A 16,825-nucleotide genomic window follows, 5' to 3' on the forward strand; every position below is an offset into this window, starting at 1 on the left:
CCTAGGGGGCGTCCAGGAACTCGCGGAGCGCGAAGGCCACCAGGGTGATCACCGCCGTCCACACCACGACCGCCGTGGTCGGGTAGGTCCAGGTGAACAGCACGACCGCCGCGACCACCAGGATGGCCGCGCCGATCCAGCGCTTGTAGCGGTGGACGAACCGCCCGACCGCGCCGAGCCGCAGTCCCGCCGACGTCGCCACGTCGCGCAGCCCGCCGACGCCCCTGCGGCAGCCGGTCCGGGTGAACACGGCGATCCGGGACGGGCCGCAGAGGAAGGCGCCGGCCGCGGTGAACAGGGCGACCGCGGCGAGCGCCCGCACACCGGCCCGCAGGAATTTGACCAGCGCGTCGTACACGGAGCCCGCGGCGGCTTCGGAGGCCGCGGGAGGCAGGTGGTTGAGGTAGGCGTCGCGGGCGACGGTGAGGCCGATGCCGAGCACCAGCATGGCCACGAACACGGCCAGCGCGGCCCCGATCAGCGCGTGGCGGCGGTTGAACGCCACGTACACCCCGGCGGCGGCGATCAGCAGGGCGATGACGGGCAGCCAGCCGCCGAGGATCTCCAGCACCCGCACGTACGACCTGATCTTGCCGATGTCCTGCGACGCGAACACCACGAAGTCCGTGTGGACGGCCGGGATCTTCGAGGCGGCGGAGAAGCCGGCGTCGACCAGCTGGTTCTTGACGTCGGCGACGATCGGGCCGAGGTCGATGACCACCTGGTTGTCCTCCAGCTTCACCGCGCCGTCGGACCGGCCCGTCAGGGCCTTGTCCAGCGCCGAGTGGGCCCTGCGGTTGCCGTTCACCCAGACGGTCTCGAAGGCGCTGCTCGTGACCACCCGCTCCACCGTGCTGTTGACCAGCTGCTTGAGCCCGTCCTCGATGGGGCCCTTCAGGCTGCCCACCAGCTGGGTCAGCCGGGGCGGGGCGTCACGCTGCGACGCCGCGTCCGTCAGCTCCTTGACCAGCGCGTCCACGTCGATCTGGGCGAGCACGGCGCCGGTGACCCGGTTGGTGACCGCCTTCTGCACGTCGGGGTCGCTCGCCAGCGGTCCGACGGTGGCGACGTAGCGGTCGGTGTCCTGCACGATGCTGTTCGCCCACACCGCGACGACGGACAGCAGTGACAGCAGCGCGGCGAGGAGGATCAGCAGGACCGAGCCGAGCGTGCGGAGGGGGTGGTGGCGCGGGGTCAGGGACGGGCCGGCGCTCTCCAGCGCGTGCACCCGCTGCCGCAACGCGTTCAGCTCATCGCGCTCCCCGGCCGGGAGCCCGTCGCCACCGCTGTCGTTCATGAGGCCAGCAGATGCGGGCGGGCCCGGGGGCGCCACCGGGGGCGGACCAGGCGGGTGATGGGTGAGCCGGGGGGCGGCGCGAGCCGCGCGGAGGTGCGGCGGGGGTGTGGCGCGGGCCGCGCGGAGGGGCGGCGGGGGCCTGGGGGGATTGCACGGAGTGCGGCGGGGGCGGCCCGATGGTGCAATGGGAGGGACATGACGCCGGGGGTGGCGCCGAGGTGTCACAGGGGGAAGCCGCGAGCACCAGAGGTGACGCCGTGAGCGACGAATTCGAAGAAGTGGGCCCGATCGACTACCTGGTCGTCGAGTTCCCCGGGAACCGGATGACCGGCGAGGGCCTCCCCCTCCTCGTCGACCTGGTGGACCGCGGCGTCATCCGCATCCTGGACCTCCAGTTCGTCCGCAAGGACGAGGACGGCTCCGTCTCCGGCCTGGAGATCACCGACCTCGACGGCGACGGCCGGCTGGACCTGGCCGTCTTCGAGGGCGTCTCGTCGGGACTCCTCGGCCAGGACGACCTGGAGGAGGCGGCCGGCGCGCTGGAGCCCAACACCTCCGCCGGCATCCTCATCTACGAGAACGTGTGGGCCGCGCCGTTCGCCGCCGCCCTGCGCCGCGGCGGGGGCCGGCTGGTCGCCTCCGGGCGCATCCCGGTGTCCGACCTCGTCTCCGCCCTCGAGGCGGCCGAGGCCACGCAGTAGGCACAGCGCTCGCGAGGGCGTTCCCGTACTTCAGGCAGGTTCCCGGGCATGCCCGGGCATTATCGTGCAGAAGGGACACCGTCATGCCAGGTCTTCTCCGCGGGGTCGCGCGGACCGCCGTCGTGGCCGGGACCGCGACCGCCGTCTCCAACCGGGTGTCACGCCGGCAGCAGGGGCGATGGGCGGCGCAGCAGGGCTACGACGCCCCCGCGGCGCAACCGGCGTACCAGGCGGCGCCGCCCGCGGCTCCGCCGCCTCCGGCCGCCCCCGACATGACCAGCAAGATCGAGCAGCTCAAGCAGCTCGGGGACCTCAAGGAGCAGGGCGTGCTCACCCAGGCCGAGTTCGAGGAACAGAAGCGGGTGATCCTCGGCTCCTGACCGCCCGCGGTTGTACCGTCTGCACGAGTTGACGGCGTTCGTGTGCGGGGGAGGCGGTCGGGATGACCGGCATCGGTGGGGATTCGACGGGGGCGGGGTCCGTGAGCGGGCCGAGGCCCGTCGAGGTCGACGGCTCCGGGTCCGTCGAGGTCGACGGCTCGGGTTCCGTCGCGGGGTCCGGGGTGCGGCTGCCGCACGTGCGGGGCTTCGCGCGGTGGCCGATGGAAGGGGGATCGCCGAAGGAGGAGGGCAAGGCGCTGCGGCGCCGGGTACCGCGCGGGGCGCACGCCGAGTTCGACCTGGACCCCGGCCGCCCGGACGCGGTCGCGGCCGTCGAGGAGTCCAACCAGGGGCGCATCCCGGAGCTGACGCCGATACGGGTGGGACGGATGGCCGCCTCGCCCTTCGCCTTCCTGCGCGGCTCGGCGGGCCTCATGGCCCACGACCTCGCCCGCACCCCGATGACCGGGGTCCGCGCGCAGATCTGCGGTGACGCCCACGCGGGGAACTTCGGCCTGTACGGCGACGCGCGCGGCGGCCTGGTGATCGACCTGAACGACTTCGACGAGACGGTCGACGGGCCCTGGGAGTGGGACCTCAAGCGCCTGGCCGCGTCGCTGGTGCTGGCGGGCCGCGAGGCCGGCGCCGACGAGGCCACCTGCCGGGCCGCGGCCCACGACGCCGCGGGCGCCTACCGCCGCACGATGCGGCTGCTGGCCCGGCTGCCCGTCCTCGACGCCTGGAACGCGATCGCCGACGAGGAACTGGTCTCCCACACCGACGCGCACGACCTGCTGGGCACGCTCGACCGGGTCTCGGAGAAGGCGCGCGCGAACACCAGCGGGCGGTTCGCCGCGCGGTCGACCGAGCCGACCGGGGACGGCGGCCGGCGCTTCGTGGACGCGGCACCGGTGCTGCGCCGGGTCCCGCACGCGGAGGCGGTCGCGGTCACCGCGGCCCTGGAGGACTACCTGGCGACCCTGCCGGAGGACCGCCACCCGCTGCTGTCCCGGCACGCCGTGCAGGACGTCGCCTTCCGCATCGTCGGCACGGGCAGCGTGGGCACGCGCTCCTACGTCGTGCTGCTCCTGGACCACCGCGGCGAACCGCTGGTGCTCCAGGTGAAGGAGGCCCGCGCGTCGGCGCTGGTGCCGCACCTGCGCACGGCCGGCTTGGAGGTGGCCCCCGTCGAGCACGAGGGCCGCCGGGTGGTGCTGGGCCAGAAGCGCATGCAGGTGGTCAGCGACGTGCTGCTGGGCTGGACGACCGTCGACGGCCGCCCCTTCCAGGTGCGGCAGTTCCGCAACCGCAAGGGCAGCGTCGACCCGGCCGCCCTGGCCGCCGACCAGATCGACGACTACGGCCGCATGACCGGCGCCCTCCTGGCCCGCGCCCACTCCCACAGCGCGGACCCCCGGCTGATCTCCGGGTACTGCGGCAAGAACGAGGAGCTGGACGAGGCCGTCGCCGCGTTCGCCGTCGCCTACGCCGACCGCACGGAGGCGGACCACGCGGACCTGCTGGCGGCGGTGCGGTCGGGGAGGGTCGCGGCGGAGACGGGGGTGTGACGGGGGTGCGCGGGGGGCCGCCTCCCCGGCGTCCCCCGGGGGCCCGTCGGGCGTGGCCTACGCTGGTCGGGTGACGACCCCCGAAGCTGAGCAGGCGCGGCCCGAGGAGCGGCTGGAGCGGGCCGTGCGCGCCGCCGAGCAGGCGCTGATCGAGTTCGAGATCGCCGTGGAGACCTTCCGCGTCGAGGTGGAGAACTTCTCCCGCCTGCACCACCAGAAGCTGGGCCCCATGTACGCCCGGATCGACGAGCTCGACGCCCTGATCGCCGAGGCGCGGGCCGCCCGCACCGGCGATCCCGAGGACCGGCGCCTGGCCGAGGAGGCGCGGGCGCGGGTGCTGCCGATGCCGGGGGTCGAGGAGTTGTTCCACGGCTGGATGGACGGCGACGGCCTGTTCCCGGAGGCCGCCGCGATGCTCACCGACCAGTCCGTGCGGCCGCCGGAGCGGGTGCGCCCCAGCGACGAGGCCCGCAGGCTCTACCGCGACCTGGCCCGCAAGGCCCACCCCGACCTCGCCCGCGAGGAGGACGACCGCAAGCGGCGCGAGGAGTTCCTCACCCGGGTCAACGGCGCCTACGCCCGCGGCGACGAGGCCCTGCTGCGCGAGCTGGCCGAGGAGTGGGCGGCCGGTCCGGTGCCGCCGCAGGACCGGCCCAGCCGCAGCGAGGAGCTGTACGCCCGCCTGGAGTGGCTGGCCCAGCGCAAGGAGATGCTGACGCAGGTCGCGAGCGAGCTGGAGGGCAGCCCGATCGGCTCGATGCTCCGGCTGGCTCCCGACGACCCCGACGGCCTCCTGGACGAGATCGCCGAGAAGCTGCTCGCCGACGTGGCGGCCCGCGAGGCGGAACTGGCCGGGCTGCTGGGCTGAGCCCCCTGGGCGGGCGGGATCCGTGGGGCCGGGATCCGTGGGGCCGGTGGGGGTTGCCGTCGCGTCCGGTAGCGTCGGACGCATGAGTTTCGGAGCTGGTGTGCCCACGGTCGAGGTCGGCGACCTCAAGGACGACGACTTCCTGCTGGACGTCCGCGAGGACGACGAGTGGCAGGCGGGCCATGCCGCAGGTGCCCTGCACATCCCCATCAGCGAGTTCGTCGCCCGCTACGGCGAGTTGACCGAGGCCGCCCCGCAGGACGGCCGGATCAACGTGATCTGCCGCTCCGGCGGCCGGTCCGCCCAGGTCACGATGTACCTGGTGCAGCAGGGCATCGACGCCGTGAACGTGGCCGGCGGCATGCAGCACTGGGAGGCCGCCGGCCGCCCCGTGGTCACGGACGCGGGCGGACCGGGCTTCGTCGTCTAGCAGCCGCAGCCGCGACCCGTCCCTACCGGTCGAAGTCCAGCTCCACGGCCTCGGTCACCGGGTGCGACTGGCACGCGAGCACGTAGCCGGCGTCCGTCTCCTCCGGCTCCAGCGCGAAGTTGCGGTCCATGCGGACCTCGCCGGAGACCAGGAAGGCCCGGCAGGTCCCGCACACCCCGCCCTTGCAGGCGTAGGGCGCGTCGGGGCGGTTGCGCAGCACCGTCTCCAGCAGGGACTCGCCCTCCTGGACCGGCCAGGTGCCCCCGCGGCCGTCGAGCCGGGCGGTGACCGTGCTGTGCGCGGGGGCCCCGGTGGTGACCGTCGGGGCGACCGGGTCCACGTGGAAGATCTCCTCGTGGATCCGCGCCCGCGGCACACCGAGGTCCCGCAGGGCCCGCTCGGCGCCCTGCACCAGGCCGTACGGCCCGCACAGGAACCAGCCCGCCACCGCCTCCACCGGCAGCAGCGCCGGCAGCAGCCCCGTCAGCCGCTCCCGGTCCAGCCGCCCGGACGGCAGCCCCGCCTGCTGCTCCTCCCGCGACAGCACGGTGACCAGCTGGAACCGCTGCGGGTAGCGGTCCTTGAGGTCGGCGACCTCCTCCAGGAACATCGTCGAGGCCGCCGTACGGTCGCCGCGGACGAGACAGAACCGTGCCCGCGGCTCGCGCTCCAGCAGCGTCGAGACGATCGACAGCACCGGGGTGATGCCGCTGCCGCCGACGACCGCCGCGTACAGCCCGGGAGCCGGTTCGAGCGTGAAGCGCCCGGCCGGCGTCATCACCTCGACCTCGTCGCCGACCTGCATCTCCTTGAACGCGTACGTCGAGAAGGCCCCGCCCTCGACCAGCCGCACCCCGACCCGCAGCGTGCGCGGTCCCGGCTCGCCGGGGGCCGGTGCGGGGGAGCAGATCGAGTACGTCCGGCGGACCTCGGCGCCGTCGGCCACGCGTCGCAGGGCGAGGTGCTGGCCGGGGGCGTGCCGGAACTCCGGGCGCAGCTCCTCGGGCACCTCGAGGGTGACGGCGACGGAGTCGTCGGTGAGCCGGTCCACCGCGGCCACCTGGAGCGCGTGGAAGCGGGCCATCACAACTCCTTGAAGTGGTCGAAGGGTTCGCGGCAGGCCAGGCAGCGGCGCAGTGCCTTGCACGCGGTGGAGGAGAACCGGCTGAGCAGTTCGGTGTCGGCCGAGCCGCAGTGCGGGCAGCGCACCGGTTCCTGCGGTTCGCCCTCGGTGGTGCCGGTGCCGGCGTGGGTGCGGGTCGCGCCGAGGGTCAGGGGGACCGGCTCGGACGCGGACCGGGTGCGCGGGGGCGCTATGCCGAACTCCCGCAGCTTGCGGCGCCCTTCGGGCGAGATGTCGTCCGTGGACCAGGCGGGCGCGAGCACCGTGCGCACGGTCACGTCGCGCACTCCGTGGGCGCGCAGGACGCGCTCGATGTCCACGGACATCGCCTCGATCGCGGGGCAGCCGGTGTAGGTCGGGGTGAGTTCGACCTCGACGGCGTCGGCGGCGTCGGCGGCGTTCGTCCCGCGTACGTGCACCGCGCGCACCACGCCCAGTTCGCGCAGGGTGAGCACGGGCAGCTCGGGGTCGGGCACCGAGCCGGCGACCTCCAGCAGCTCGGCCTCCAGCAGTCCGGCCTCCAGCGGGGTGGGGGTCACCATGACGCCCCCGGGTGGCTGCGGTGCAGGTGCTGCATCTCGGCCAGCATCCGGCCGAACGACTCGGTGTGCAGGCCCTGCCGGCCCGCGCCCGCCGTCCACGCCCCCGAGCGCGGCCCCTCGGGCAGGTCGAGGGTGGCCCGGCGCAGGACGTCCGCCACGGACGCCAGCCACTCGGCCTCCAGGGCGGCGCCGTCGACGTCCACGCCCTCCACCGGCTGGAACATCTCGCCGGTGAAGCGCCACAGCGCCGCGCAGGCCCGGTTCATCCGGGTGCGGCTCTCCTCGGTGCCGTCTCCGAGGCGCACGGTCCACTGCTCGGCGTGGTCGCGGTGGTAGGCGGTCTCCTTGACGGCCTTCGCGGCGAGCGGCGCGAACGGGCCGTCCCCGGCGGCGAGCCGGGCGTACAGCAGGTGCTGGTAGGTGGAGAAGTACAGCTGGCGGGCGATGGTGTGGGCGAAGTCGCCGTTGGGCTGCTCGACGAGCTGGAGGTTGCGGAAGGCGCGCTCCTCGCGCAGGTAGGCGAGCTCGTCCTCGTCACCGGCCATCGACAGCAGGACCCGGGCCTGGCCCAGCAGGTCCAGCGCGATGTTGGCGAGGGCGACCTCCTCCTCCAGGACGGGCGCGTGGCCCATCCACTCCCCCAGCCGGTGGGAGAGCACCAGGGCGTCGTCGCCGAGGGCGAGCGCGGCGGACACGGCGGGCGTGTCGGTCGACGGCGCGGTCACAGGTGCTGCACCCCTTCCGGGATCTCGTAGAACGTGGGGTGCCGGTACGGCTTGTCGGCGGCCGGCTCGAAGAACGGGTCCTTCTCGTCCGGCGAGGACGCGGTGATCGCCGCGGACGGCACGACCCAGAGGGACACGCCCTCGCCGCGGCGGGTGTACAGGTCGCGCGCGTTGCGCAGGGCGAGCTCGGCGTCCGGCGCGTGCAGGCTGCCGGCGTGGGTGTGGGACAGCCCGCGGCGCGAGCGGACGAAGACCTCCCACAGGGGCCAGTCGGTGGTGGTCATGCCTGCGGTGCTCCCGTCGTGTGCTTGGCGGCGTGGGCCGCGGCGGCCTCACGGACCCAGGCGCCCTCGTCGTGGGCGCGCTTGCGCTGGGTGATGCGCTGTTCGTTGCACGGGCCGTTGCCCTTGAGGACCTCCCGGAACTCCGTCCAGTCGATGGCGCCGAAGTCGTGGTGCCCCCGCTCCTCGTTCCAGCGGAGGTCCGGGTCGGGGAGGGTGAGGCCGAGGGACTCGGCCTGGGGGACGCAGATGTCGACGAAGCGCTGGCGCAGCTCGTCGTTGGAGTGGCGCTTGATCTTCCAGGCCATCGACTGCGCGGAGTGCGAGGACTCGTCGTCGGGCGGGCCGAACATCATCAGCGACGGCCACCACCAGCGGTCCACCGCGTCCTGCGCCATCGCGTGCTGCTCGGGGGTGCCCTTGCTCAGGGCCAGCAGCAGCTCGTAGCCCTGGCGCTGGTGGAAGGACTCCTCCTTGCAGATGCGGACCATCGCGCGGGCGTACGGCCCGTAGGAGCAGCGGCACAGCGGCACCTGGTTGGTGATCGCGGCGCCGTCCACCAGCCAGCCGATCGCGCCGACGTCCGCCCAGGTCAGGGTGGGGTAGTTGAAGATCGAGGAGTACTTCTGGCGGCCCGAGTGCAGCTTGTCCAGCAGCTCGTCGCGGCCGGTGCCGAGCGTCTCGGCCGCGCTGTAGAGGTACAGCCCGTGGCCCGCCTCGTCCTGGACCTTGGCCATCAGGATCGCCTTGCGGCGCAGGGAGGGCGCGCGGGTGATCCAGTTGGCCTCCGGCTGCATGCCGATGATCTCCGAGTGCGCGTGCTGCGCGATCTGGCGGACCAGCGTGGCGCGGTAGGCGTCGGGCATCCAGTCGCGCGGTTCGATGCGCTCGTCGGCGGCCACCGCGGCGTCGAAGGCGCGCGCGAGGGCGTCGTCGGCGTCCGTGGTGCCGACGGTGCCGACGGTGCCGTCCCTGCCCGTGCCCAGCTGGGTGCGGGCCGTCTGTTGCGCGGCTGCTGTCGCCATGCGGTCCCCCTCGACCTCGGTGTCTGGTGTTCGGCTGCGCGTCCGGGTCCGGTGGTGCGTCCGGTTGTCCGGGCTTCCACCGGTCTGCCGGATCTGCTCCCGACCGATCGTTCGGTTCGTGCGATTCCATGGTGGGATGCCCGTCGTAAGGTGTCAACCGCTGTGGATGACCGAGGTGGCTGCGCCGGGCGCCGGGGCTGAGTACCTTTCCGTGGGACCGCCGCGCTACGGCCGTCCGGGTGACTCCGGGCGGGGCCGCCGGAGGAACGGACGGAATCGAACGCCGGGTACGCCGGGACACCGGGGACCGCCGGGGACATAGGGGAACGGGGCGGAATGAACACGCACGACGGAGGCGCCGACGCCCCGGAGTCACGGGAGGCCGAGCGGCCCGGGGAGGTCGACGCGGTGGCCGGCACCCCCGACGCGCCGGAGGCGTCGCAGCCGCCGCCCCCCGGCCCCGCCACCGTCGAGCCCCGTACCGGTGTGGCCGCCCTCTCCCTGCGCTACCGGATCGGGGCCGCCGTGGCCCTCGCGGTGGTCGCCGCCGCCGTGTGCGTGCACCTCGGGATGGTGTTCCTGCACATCGCGCCCTCGAACACGGTGACGAAGGCGCACGGCAAGGCGATCGACGAATGGATCTACCCGGAGTTCGAGCAGAACTGGAAGCTGTTCGCGCCGAACCCGCTCCAGCAGAACGTCGCCGTGCAGGTCCGCGCGCAGGTGCGCACCGCCGACGGCGGTTCGCGCGAGACCGGCTGGTACGACCTGTCCGCGCAGGACGGCCGGGCCATCGACGGCAACCTGCTGCCGAGCCACACCCAGCAGAACGAGCTGCGCCGCGCCTGGGACTTCTTCACGGCCACGCACGACGACGACAACCGCGCCGCGGGCGTGCGCGGCACGCTGTCGGAGTCGTACCTGCGCCGGATCGTGGTGCTGCGCCTGGAGCGGGGCGGCGCGGCGGGCGCCGGCGGTGCGGTCGAGCGGGTCCAGGTCCGCTCCCGCACCACCAACGTGGCGGCGCCGTCCTGGAGCCGGGAGAAGATCTCGACCGACCCGGCCTACCGCGTCCTGCCCTGGTGGAGCGTGTCCGACGACGAGGCCCACGGAGGCGTGCAGTGAACCGGTTCGCCATGAGCGCCTCCCGGGGCATCGCCCGGGTCACCGGGACCGCCTTCGGCCCGTACCAGAGTGCCGTCGTCCGGATCGGTTTCGCCGGGACGTGGCTGCTGTTCCTGCTGCGCGAACTGCCGCACCGCGCCGAGCTGTACGGGCCCGACGGCCCGTGGAGCTGGTCGCTGGCGCGGCGCCTGATCGACGGCAACGGCGCGTTCACGGCGCTGATGTGGGCCGACTCGCGCGCGTGGTTCGAGATCGTCTACGCGCTCGCCCTGCTGTCCGCCGCGCTGCTGCTGGTGGGCTGGCGCACCCGCACGATGTCCGTGCTGTTCATGGTCGGCGTCCTCTCGCTGCAGAACCGCAGCGTGTTCGTCGGCGACGGTGGCGACAACGTGCTGCACCTGATGTCGGTCTACCTGGTCTTCACCCGCTGCGGCCGGGTGTGGTCGCTGGACGCGCGGCGGGCCCGTCGCGCGGACGCGGCACGCGCGCGGGGCGAGCAGGTCACCGACCGCGTCGGCCCCCTGCTGTGGTGCGTGACGGGGTTCGCGCTGGTGGCGGTGACGGCGTCCGGGCGGCTCTTCGAGGGCGAGTGGACCGTGCCGGTGCTGCTGTGGGCGGTCTGGGCCGCCCAGGCGGTGTGGTGGCTCGTCGGTCGGCGGGCGGCGTCGAGCGAGCCGCGGATCCTGGCCGACGTCGTCGGGAACCTGCTGCACAACGGCGCGCTGGTCGTGATCATGGCAGAGGCGTGCATGATCTACGCCACGGCCGGCTGGTACAAGATCCAGGGTTCGCGCTGGCAGGACGGCACCGCGGTCTACTACCCGCTGCACCTGGACTACTTCTCCCCCTGGCCCGCGCTCGGCGACCTGCTGTCCGCCAGCGGCACCATGGTCATGCTGGTCACGTACGGGACGGTCATCGTGCAGGTGGCATTCCCGTTCACGCTGTTCAACCGGCGCGTCAAGAACGTCCTGCTGGTGATCATGATGACCGAGCACGCCGTGATCGCGGTGGTGCTCGGGCTGCCGTTCTTCTCGCTCGCGATGATCGCGGCGGACTCGGTGTTCCTGCCCACCTCGTTCCTGCGCCGCCTCGGCGGCTGGGCGGCACGCGCGCGGGACGGCGTGCTCGCCGGGAGCGGTGGCATCCCCCGCCCGCGGCGGGGCGAGCACGAGCCGGCTCAGGCGCGCGAGGACGCCGAGGACCCCGAGGCCGCGCGCATAGGCTTCACGCCATGACCGACCCCGCGCACCCGGCGGACCCCGTAACCGTGCCCGTTCCCGTGAGCCCTGCCGAGCCCGTGACCGGGCCCGCCGCCGACCCCGTACGGCGGTGGCGGCGTCTCGTCGACACGGGCGTCGGCACCGTCGTGCTGCTCGACGGCTTCCACGCCCTCAAGCACGCGGTGCGGTTCGGGGCCGAGGTCCCGGTCGCGGTGACCGCCGACCGGGAGGCCGCGCTGGCCCTCGCCGACGACCTCGCCCCCGACGTGCGCGAGCCGCTGGCCGCGCTGCTGACCGAGGTGCCGAGGGCGACGTACGAGGCGCTGGTGCCGCGTCCGCACCCCACGGCCGTGGCCGCCCTCGCGGTACGGCCGCCCCGGGAGGCCAACCTCGCCGCGCTGGCCCGCGCCCCGCGCCGGGCGCCCGTGGTGGTCCTGGACAACCCGCGCAACCTCGGCAACGCGGGCGCCGTGATCCGGCTGGCCGCCGGCTTCGGGGCGACCGGCGTGGTCACCACCGGCACGCTCGACCCCTGGCACCCCACGGTGGTGCGCGGCGGGGCGGGGCTGCACTTCGCGACCGCCGTGGAGCGACTGGACGTCGAGGAGCTGCCGGCGGGCCCGGTGTTCGCGCTCGACCCGGAGGGCGACGACCTCCGGGGGGTGCGGCTCCCGGACGACGCCGTCCTCGCCTTCGGCTCCGAGCGCGCCGGCCTGTCCGCGGCCCTGCGCGCCCGGGCCGACCACCTGCTCGCCCTGCCCATGCGCCCCCAGGTCTCCAGCTACAACCTGGCGACCAGCGTGGCCATGACGCTGTACCACTGGAGCACGGCGGGGTTCCCGAGCGGGACCCAGCGGACCTAGCAGGTGACCGCGAGGTCCCGCCCAGCGGTTACGCCTCCCGGCGCACCTCGACCACGCGGAAGCGGTTCGCCACGAACGCGCCGTCGCACAGCGCGGCGTTCGCGGCCGGGTTGCCGCCCGAGCCGTGGAAGTCGGAGAAGGCGGCCGTCTGGTTGACGTACACCCCGCCCGTGAGGTTGAGGGAGAGCTGCGCGGCCTCCTCCAGGCAGACCTCCTGGACGGCCTCCTCGACCTCCGGGTCGGTCGTGTACGCGCCGACCGTCATCGCGCCCTTCTCCCGCACCGTGCGCCGCAGCAGCTCGACGGCGTCCGTGACCGAGTCGACCGCGACGGCGAAGGACACCGGGCCGAAGCACTCGCTCATGTAGGCGGCCTCGGCGTCCGGCTTGGCACCGTCCAGCTTGACCAGGACCGGGGTGCGCACCACGGCGCCGGGGAAGTCCGGGTTGGCCACCTCGCGGGAGGCGAGGGCGACCTCGCCGAGACCCGCGGCGGCCTCCAGCCGGGCCTTGACGTCCGGGTTGACGATCGCGCCCAGGAGGGCGTTGGCCCGCGCGTCGTCCCCGAGCAGGCCGTCGATGGCGCGCGCGAGGTCGGCGACGACCTCGTCGAAGGTCTTGGGGCCCTGATCGGTGCGGATGCCGTCGCGGGGGATCAGCAGGTTCTGCGGGGTGGTGCACATCTGGCCGCTGTAGAGGGACAGCGAGAACGCCAGGTTGGACAGCATGCCCCGGTAGTCGCCGGCGGACTCCACGACCACCGTGTTGACGCCGGCCTTCTCCGTGTAGACCTGCGCCTGCCGGGCGTTGGCCTCCAGCCAGTCGCCGAAGGAGGTCGAGCCGGTGTAGTCGATGATCCGGATCTCGGGCCGGGTGGCGAGGGTCTTGGCGATGCCCTCGCCGGGCCGCTCGGCGGCGAGCGCGACCAGGTTGGGGTCGAACCCGGCCTCGGTGAGCACCTGGCGGGCCACCTGCACGGTCAGCGCGAGCGGCAGCACCGCGCGCGGGTGCGGCTTGACCAGGACGGCGTTGCCGGTGGCGAGGGAGGCGAACAGGCCCGGGTAGCCGTTCCACGTCGGGAAGGTGTTGCAGCCGATGACCAGGCCGATGCCGCGGGGGACCGGCGTGAACTGCTTGGTCAGCGCGAGCGGGTCGCGCTTGCCCTGCGGCTTGGTCCACTCGGCGGTGTCGGGCGTGCGGACCTGCTCCACGTACGCGTAGGCCACCGCCTCCAGACCGCGGTCCTGGGCGTGCGGGCCGCCCGCCTGGAACGCCATCATGAACGCCTGTCCGGAGGTGTGCATGACGGCGTGGGCGAACTCGTGGGTGCGGTCGCTGATCCGCTTGAGGATCTCCAGGCAGACCACCGCGCGGATCTCCGCGCCCGCGTCCCGCCAGGCGCGCTGACCGGCCTTCATCGCGGGCAACAGCACGTCCAGGTCGGCGTGCGGGTAGGTCACACCGAGCTCGATGCCGTACGGCGAGACCTCGCCGCCCACCCAGTCGTCGGTGCCGGGCTGGCCGAGGTCCAGACGGGTGCCGAGGAGGGCGTCGAAGGCCGCCTTGCCCGCCGCCATGTCCAGGCTGCCGTTCTCGCCGTAGGCCTTGGGGTGCTCGGGGTGGGGGGACCAGTACGCGCGCGTGCGGATGGCCTCCAGCGCCTGGTCGAGGGTCGGCCGGTGCTGGGCGATGAGGTCGTGGGCGGTCAGTTCGGCGGCCATACGGGACCAACTCCTCGTCTCGGGAACTCCTCGTCGAGTTCATGACCTGGGCGGAAACCTGGGCGGGAACGCACGGTCAGGGTTAGAGTAACCGAACGATCGGTCGGGACAAGGGGGCCTGCCGCATCTGTGGAAAACCCCGTGCGGGAGGATCGCGCACATGACAGCACTCGACCTCAGCAGCCCCGTGGCCGTCGTCGGCACCGGCACCATGGGCCAGGGCATCGCCCAGGTCGCGTTGGTCGCCGGTCACCCCGTACGGCTGTACGACGCCGTTCCGCACCGGGCCCGGGAGGCGGCCGCCGCGATCGGCGCCCGCCTCGACCGGCTGGTCGAGAAGGGCCGGCTCACCGCGGCCGACCGGGACGCGGCCCGCGCCCGGCTGCGGCCCGCGGACGACCTGGCCGAACTCGCGGACTGCGCACTGGTCGTGGAGGCCGTCCTGGAGCGCCTCGACGTCAAGCAGGAGCTGTTCCGCTCCCTGGAGGAGGTCGTCTCCCCGGACTGTCTGCTCGCCACCAACACCTCCTCCCTGTCGGTGACGGCCATCGGCGGCGCCCTGAGCCACCCGGGCCGCTTCGTGGGCCTGCACTTCTTCAACCCGGCCCCGCTGCTGCCGCTGGTGGAGGTGGTCTCCGGGTTCGCCACCGACGTCACCTCCGCCACGCGCGCGTACGAAACCGCCCGCGCCTGGGGGAAGACCCCGGTCGCCTGCGCGGACACCCCCGGCTTCATCGTCAACCGCATCGCCCGGCCCTTCTACGCCGAGGCGTTCGCCGTGTACGAGGCCCAGGCCGCCGACCCGGCCACCATCGACGCGGTGCTGCGCGAGTCGGGCGGGTTCCGGATGGGCGCGTTCGAGCTGACCGACCTGATCGGGCAGGACGTCAACGAGTCGGTCACGCACTCCGTGTGGCAGTCCTTCTTCCAGGACGTGCGCTTCACGCCGTCCCTGGCCCAGCGCCGGCTGGTCGAGTCGGGCCGCCTCGGACGCAAGACCGGCCTCGGCTGGTACGACCACCGCGACGGCGCCGAGCGCCCCGAGCCGCACACCGCCGAGAAGCAGCAGCCGCCCGCGTACGTCGTCGCCGAGGGCGACCTGGGCCCGGCCTCCGAGCTGCTCGCGATGATCCGCGAGGCGGGCATCGAGGTCCGCGAGGAGGACGAGGACAACGGCACCCGGCTGGTGCTGCCCGGCGGCGGCCAGCTCGCCCTCGCGGACGGGCAGACCTCGGTGGAGTTCCGCGACGTCGTCTACTTCGACCTGGCGCTGGACTACCGCAGGGCCACCCGCATCGCCCTGTCCGCCTGCCAGGACACGGGCGCGCGGACGGTGTCCGAGGCGACCGGGCTGTTCCAGGCGCTGGGCAAGGACGTCAGCCTCATCGGCGACGTGCCCGGCATGATCGTCGCCCGCACGGTGGCCCGGATCATCGACCTCGCGCACGACGCCGTCGCCAAGGGCGTGGCTACCGAGGAGGACGTCGACACCGCGATGCGCCTGGGCGTGAACTACCCGCTCGGGCCCTTCGAGTGGAGCCGGCGCCTGGGCCGCACCTGGGCTTGTTCGGTGCTGGACGACCTGCACCAGCGGGATCCCTCGGGACGGTACGCGCCCTCGCTCGCCCTGTACCGTCACTCCTTCGCCACCGAGAAGCGGGAGGGCGCCTCGTGACCACCGCCAAGCGCGACACGTACACCCCCGAGACGCTGCTGTCGGTCGCCGTGCAGGTCTTCATCGAGCGGGGCTACGACGGCACGTCCATGGAGCACCTGTCCAAGGCGGCCGGCATCTCCAAGTCGTCGATCTACCACCACGTGGCCGGCAAGGAGGAGCTGCTGCGCCGGGCCGTCAGCCGGGCGCTGGACGGCCTGTTCGGGATCCTGGACGAGGAGCACGCGCGCGAGGGGCGCCCGGCCGACCGCCTGGAGTACGTCGTGCGGCGCATGGTCGAGGTGCTGATCGCCGAACTGCCGTACGTGACGCTGCTGCTGCGCGTGCGGGGCAACACCGCCACCGAGCGCTGGGCGCTGGAGCGCCGCCGGGACTTCGACCACCGGGTCGCCGAGCTGCTCAAGGCGGCCGCCGCGGACGGGGACGTGCGCGAGGACGTGGAGGTGCGGCTGGCCACCCGGCTGGTCTTCGGGATGATCAACTCGATCGTGGAGTGGTACCGCCCGGACGTCCGCGGCATGGGCGAGCGCGAGGTGGCGGACGCCGTGGCGCGGCTGGTCTTCGGGGGCCTGCGCAAGGTGTCGTGACACGCCGGGCGCCGCGTGCTCCCGGGGAACCGGGGCGGCGGCGGGCCCGCGCCGCGGCTCAGCCCTGCGGCTCCACGTCCTCCTCCTCGAACACCAGCAGCGTGCGCGTGCTGAGCACCTCGGGGATCGCCTGGAGCCGGGTGAGCACCAGCTCGCGCAGGGCGCGGTTGTCCGGGGTGTGCACCAGCAGCAGCACGTCGAAGTCGCCGCCGACCAGGGAGATGTGCGCGGCGCCGGGCAGGCGGCGCAGCTGCTCGCGCACCGTGCGCCAGGTGTTCTGGACGATCTTCAGCGTGATGTACGCGGACGTGCCGTGCCCGGCGCGCTCGTGGTCCACGCGCGCGCCGAAGCCGCGGATGACGCCGTCCTCGACGAGCCGGTTGATGCGGGCGTAGGCGTTGGCGCGCGAGACGTGGACGCGCTCGGCGACCGACCGGACCGAGGCGCGGCCGTCCGCCTGGAGCATGCGCAGGATGTCCTGGTCTATGGCGTCGAGGGGCCGCGGGGGCGGCAGGGGGACCCCCGGGTCGGGTCCTTCGGCCATTTGTTCAGCAGCCATGTCCCCCCGCCTCCCTGCCCTGGACGTACTGCGTCCATCTGAAGCTGTGCAGAACCGTTTGTCCACAGCCTGGGGCCACCCGTAGCCAAAATGTGCCGACGACCGAACAATCGGTAGGTGAGGCGGGTCACAG

18 protein-coding genes are annotated in these 16,825 nt (G+C 73.6%); 10 read left to right on the plus strand and 8 right to left on the minus strand.

What is annotated here, in order from left to right; genetic code table 11:
• Window position 1: 1 nt before the first annotated feature.
• Entirely contained in the window at window positions 2-1,297 is a 1,296-nt protein-coding gene (locus AQJ30_RS35275; protein ID WP_245727293.1) for a hypothetical protein, read from the minus strand.
• Between the two features lie 257 nt (window positions 1,298-1,554).
• On the opposite strand from AQJ30_RS35275, the gene AQJ30_RS35280 reads away from it, so the two are divergent.
• The 5 genes from AQJ30_RS35280 (at window position 1,555) to AQJ30_RS35300 (ending at window position 5,244) form a co-directional block, all read left to right on the plus strand.
• Window positions 1,555-1,998, plus strand: a complete 444-nt coding sequence (locus tag AQJ30_RS35280) for a DUF6325 family protein (protein ID WP_211279167.1) — start codon at window positions 1,555-1,557, stop codon at window positions 1,996-1,998.
• 83 nt (window positions 1,999-2,081) lie between these two features.
• On the plus strand, window positions 2,082-2,378 hold the full coding sequence (locus tag AQJ30_RS35285) for an SHOCT domain-containing protein (RefSeq protein WP_067242010.1): 297 nt from the start codon (window positions 2,082-2,084) through the stop codon (window positions 2,376-2,378).
• A 62-nt stretch (window positions 2,379-2,440) separates the two neighbouring features.
• Window positions 2,441-3,946, plus strand: a complete 1,506-nt coding sequence (locus tag AQJ30_RS35290; RefSeq protein WP_079084528.1) for a DUF2252 domain-containing protein — start codon at window positions 2,441-2,443, stop codon at window positions 3,944-3,946.
• A gap of 70 nt (window positions 3,947-4,016) precedes the next feature.
• A complete protein-coding gene (locus AQJ30_RS35295; protein WP_067242014.1) occupies window positions 4,017-4,814 on the plus strand; it encodes a hypothetical protein in 798 nt (265 codons plus the stop codon).
• A gap of 100 nt (window positions 4,815-4,914) precedes the next feature.
• The gene (locus AQJ30_RS35300) at window positions 4,915-5,244 is read left to right on the plus strand and encodes a rhodanese-like domain-containing protein (protein ID WP_067242016.1); all 330 of its coding nucleotides are present in this window, start codon (window positions 4,915-4,917) and stop codon (window positions 5,242-5,244) included.
• Between the two features lie 22 nt (window positions 5,245-5,266).
• On the opposite strand, the gene AQJ30_RS35305 is transcribed toward AQJ30_RS35300, so the two are convergent.
• Genes AQJ30_RS35305 through paaA form a run of 5 tightly spaced genes read right to left on the minus strand, consistent with a single transcriptional unit; the run spans window position 5,267 to window position 8,940 of the window.
• Window positions 5,267-6,328: a 2Fe-2S iron-sulfur cluster-binding protein gene (locus AQJ30_RS35305; RefSeq protein WP_067242019.1), complete on the minus strand. Its 1,062-nt coding sequence runs from the start codon at window positions 6,326-6,328 to the stop codon at window positions 5,267-5,269.
• Complete coding sequence (gene paaD, locus AQJ30_RS35310) at window positions 6,328-6,909, minus strand: 1,2-phenylacetyl-CoA epoxidase subunit PaaD (protein ID WP_067242022.1); 582 nt, start codon at window positions 6,907-6,909, stop codon at window positions 6,328-6,330. The genes AQJ30_RS35305 and paaD overlap by 1 nt, the downstream gene beginning before the upstream one ends.
• Window positions 6,903-7,634 carry a 1,2-phenylacetyl-CoA epoxidase subunit PaaC gene (paaC, locus tag AQJ30_RS35315; RefSeq protein ID WP_067242025.1) on the minus strand — a complete coding sequence of 244 codons (732 nt, stop codon included), beginning with the start codon at window positions 7,632-7,634 and terminating at the stop codon, window positions 6,903-6,905. Before paaC ends, paaD begins: the two co-directional genes overlap by 7 nt.
• Complete coding sequence (paaB, locus tag AQJ30_RS35320) at window positions 7,631-7,918, minus strand: 1,2-phenylacetyl-CoA epoxidase subunit PaaB (protein ID WP_067242028.1); 288 nt, start codon at window positions 7,916-7,918, stop codon at window positions 7,631-7,633. The genes paaC and paaB overlap by 4 nt, the downstream gene beginning before the upstream one ends.
• Window positions 7,915-8,940 (minus strand): 1,2-phenylacetyl-CoA epoxidase subunit PaaA, encoded by a 1,026-nt coding sequence (paaA, locus tag AQJ30_RS35325; RefSeq protein ID WP_067242030.1) that lies wholly within the window; start codon window positions 8,938-8,940, stop codon window positions 7,915-7,917. The genes paaB and paaA overlap by 4 nt, the downstream gene beginning before the upstream one ends.
• A gap of 336 nt (window positions 8,941-9,276) precedes the next feature.
• Here paaA and AQJ30_RS35330 point away from each other — a divergent pair, with 336 nt between their 5' ends.
• From AQJ30_RS35330 to AQJ30_RS35340, 3 genes are read left to right on the plus strand one after another with little or no spacing between them, the layout of a single operon-like run.
• Window positions 9,277-10,065, plus strand: a complete 789-nt coding sequence (locus tag AQJ30_RS35330) for a DUF5819 family protein (RefSeq protein ID WP_067242033.1) — start codon at window positions 9,277-9,279, stop codon at window positions 10,063-10,065.
• Window positions 10,062-11,303, plus strand: coding sequence for an HTTM domain-containing protein (locus AQJ30_RS35335; RefSeq protein ID WP_067242035.1), 1,242 nt, complete (start codon window positions 10,062-10,064; stop codon window positions 11,301-11,303). Before AQJ30_RS35330 ends, AQJ30_RS35335 begins: the two co-directional genes overlap by 4 nt.
• Window positions 11,300-12,151, plus strand: coding sequence for a TrmH family RNA methyltransferase (locus AQJ30_RS35340; RefSeq protein ID WP_079084529.1), 852 nt, complete (start codon window positions 11,300-11,302; stop codon window positions 12,149-12,151). Before AQJ30_RS35335 ends, AQJ30_RS35340 begins: the two co-directional genes overlap by 4 nt.
• Window positions 12,152-12,179: 28 nt before the next feature.
• Here AQJ30_RS35340 and paaN read toward each other — a convergent pair whose 3' ends face one another.
• Window positions 12,180-13,871: a phenylacetic acid degradation protein PaaN gene (paaN, locus tag AQJ30_RS35345; protein WP_067242038.1), complete on the minus strand. Its 1,692-nt coding sequence runs from the start codon at window positions 13,869-13,871 to the stop codon at window positions 12,180-12,182.
• A 160-nt stretch (window positions 13,872-14,031) separates the two neighbouring features.
• On the opposite strand from paaN, the gene AQJ30_RS35350 reads away from it, so the two are divergent.
• On the plus strand, window positions 14,032-15,546 hold the full coding sequence (locus AQJ30_RS35350; protein WP_067242041.1) for a 3-hydroxyacyl-CoA dehydrogenase: 1,515 nt from the start codon (window positions 14,032-14,034) through the stop codon (window positions 15,544-15,546).
• Window positions 15,543-16,133 (plus strand): TetR/AcrR family transcriptional regulator, encoded by a 591-nt coding sequence (locus tag AQJ30_RS35355; protein ID WP_067242044.1) that lies wholly within the window; start codon window positions 15,543-15,545, stop codon window positions 16,131-16,133. The genes AQJ30_RS35350 and AQJ30_RS35355 overlap by 4 nt, the downstream gene beginning before the upstream one ends.
• 58 nt (window positions 16,134-16,191) lie before the next feature.
• Here AQJ30_RS35355 and AQJ30_RS35360 read toward each other — a convergent pair whose 3' ends face one another.
• Complete coding sequence (locus tag AQJ30_RS35360; RefSeq protein WP_067242046.1) at window positions 16,192-16,677, minus strand: Lrp/AsnC family transcriptional regulator; 486 nt, start codon at window positions 16,675-16,677, stop codon at window positions 16,192-16,194.
• Between the last annotated feature and the right edge of the window lie 148 nt (window positions 16,678-16,825).

Origin of the sequence: Streptomyces longwoodensis (genome assembly GCF_001514125.1) — a bacterium.
GTDB classification, from domain to species: domain Bacteria; phylum Actinomycetota; class Actinomycetes; order Streptomycetales; family Streptomycetaceae; genus Streptomyces; species Streptomyces longwoodensis.

Coding starts and splice junctions, on each gene's coding strand:
- AQJ30_RS35275 (WP_245727293.1), bottom strand. CDS start 1,297: ATGAACGACAGCGGTGGCGACGGGCTCCCGGCCGGGGAGCGCGATGAG.
- AQJ30_RS35285 (WP_067242010.1), top strand. CDS start 2,082: ATGCCAGGTCTTCTCCGCGGGGTCGCGCGGACCGCCGTCGTGGCCGGG.
- AQJ30_RS35290 (WP_079084528.1), top strand. CDS start 2,441: ATGACCGGCATCGGTGGGGATTCGACGGGGGCGGGGTCCGTGAGCGGG.
- AQJ30_RS35305 (WP_067242019.1), bottom strand. CDS start 6,328: ATGGCCCGCTTCCACGCGCTCCAGGTGGCCGCGGTGGACCGGCTCACC.
- paaD (WP_067242022.1), bottom strand. CDS start 6,909: ATGGTGACCCCCACCCCGCTGGAGGCCGGACTGCTGGAGGCCGAGCTG.
- paaB (WP_067242028.1), bottom strand. CDS start 7,918: ATGACCACCACCGACTGGCCCCTGTGGGAGGTCTTCGTCCGCTCGCGC.
- paaA (WP_067242030.1), bottom strand. CDS start 8,940: ATGGCGACAGCAGCCGCGCAACAGACGGCCCGCACCCAGCTGGGCACG.
- AQJ30_RS35330 (WP_067242033.1), top strand. CDS start 9,277: ATGAACACGCACGACGGAGGCGCCGACGCCCCGGAGTCACGGGAGGCC.
- AQJ30_RS35340 (WP_079084529.1), top strand. CDS start 11,300: ATGACCGACCCCGCGCACCCGGCGGACCCCGTAACCGTGCCCGTTCCC.
- paaN (WP_067242038.1), bottom strand. CDS start 13,871: ATGGCCGCCGAACTGACCGCCCACGACCTCATCGCCCAGCACCGGCCG.
- AQJ30_RS35350 (WP_067242041.1), top strand. CDS start 14,032: ATGACAGCACTCGACCTCAGCAGCCCCGTGGCCGTCGTCGGCACCGGC.
- AQJ30_RS35360 (WP_067242046.1), bottom strand. CDS start 16,677: ATGGCCGAAGGACCCGACCCGGGGGTCCCCCTGCCGCCCCCGCGGCCC.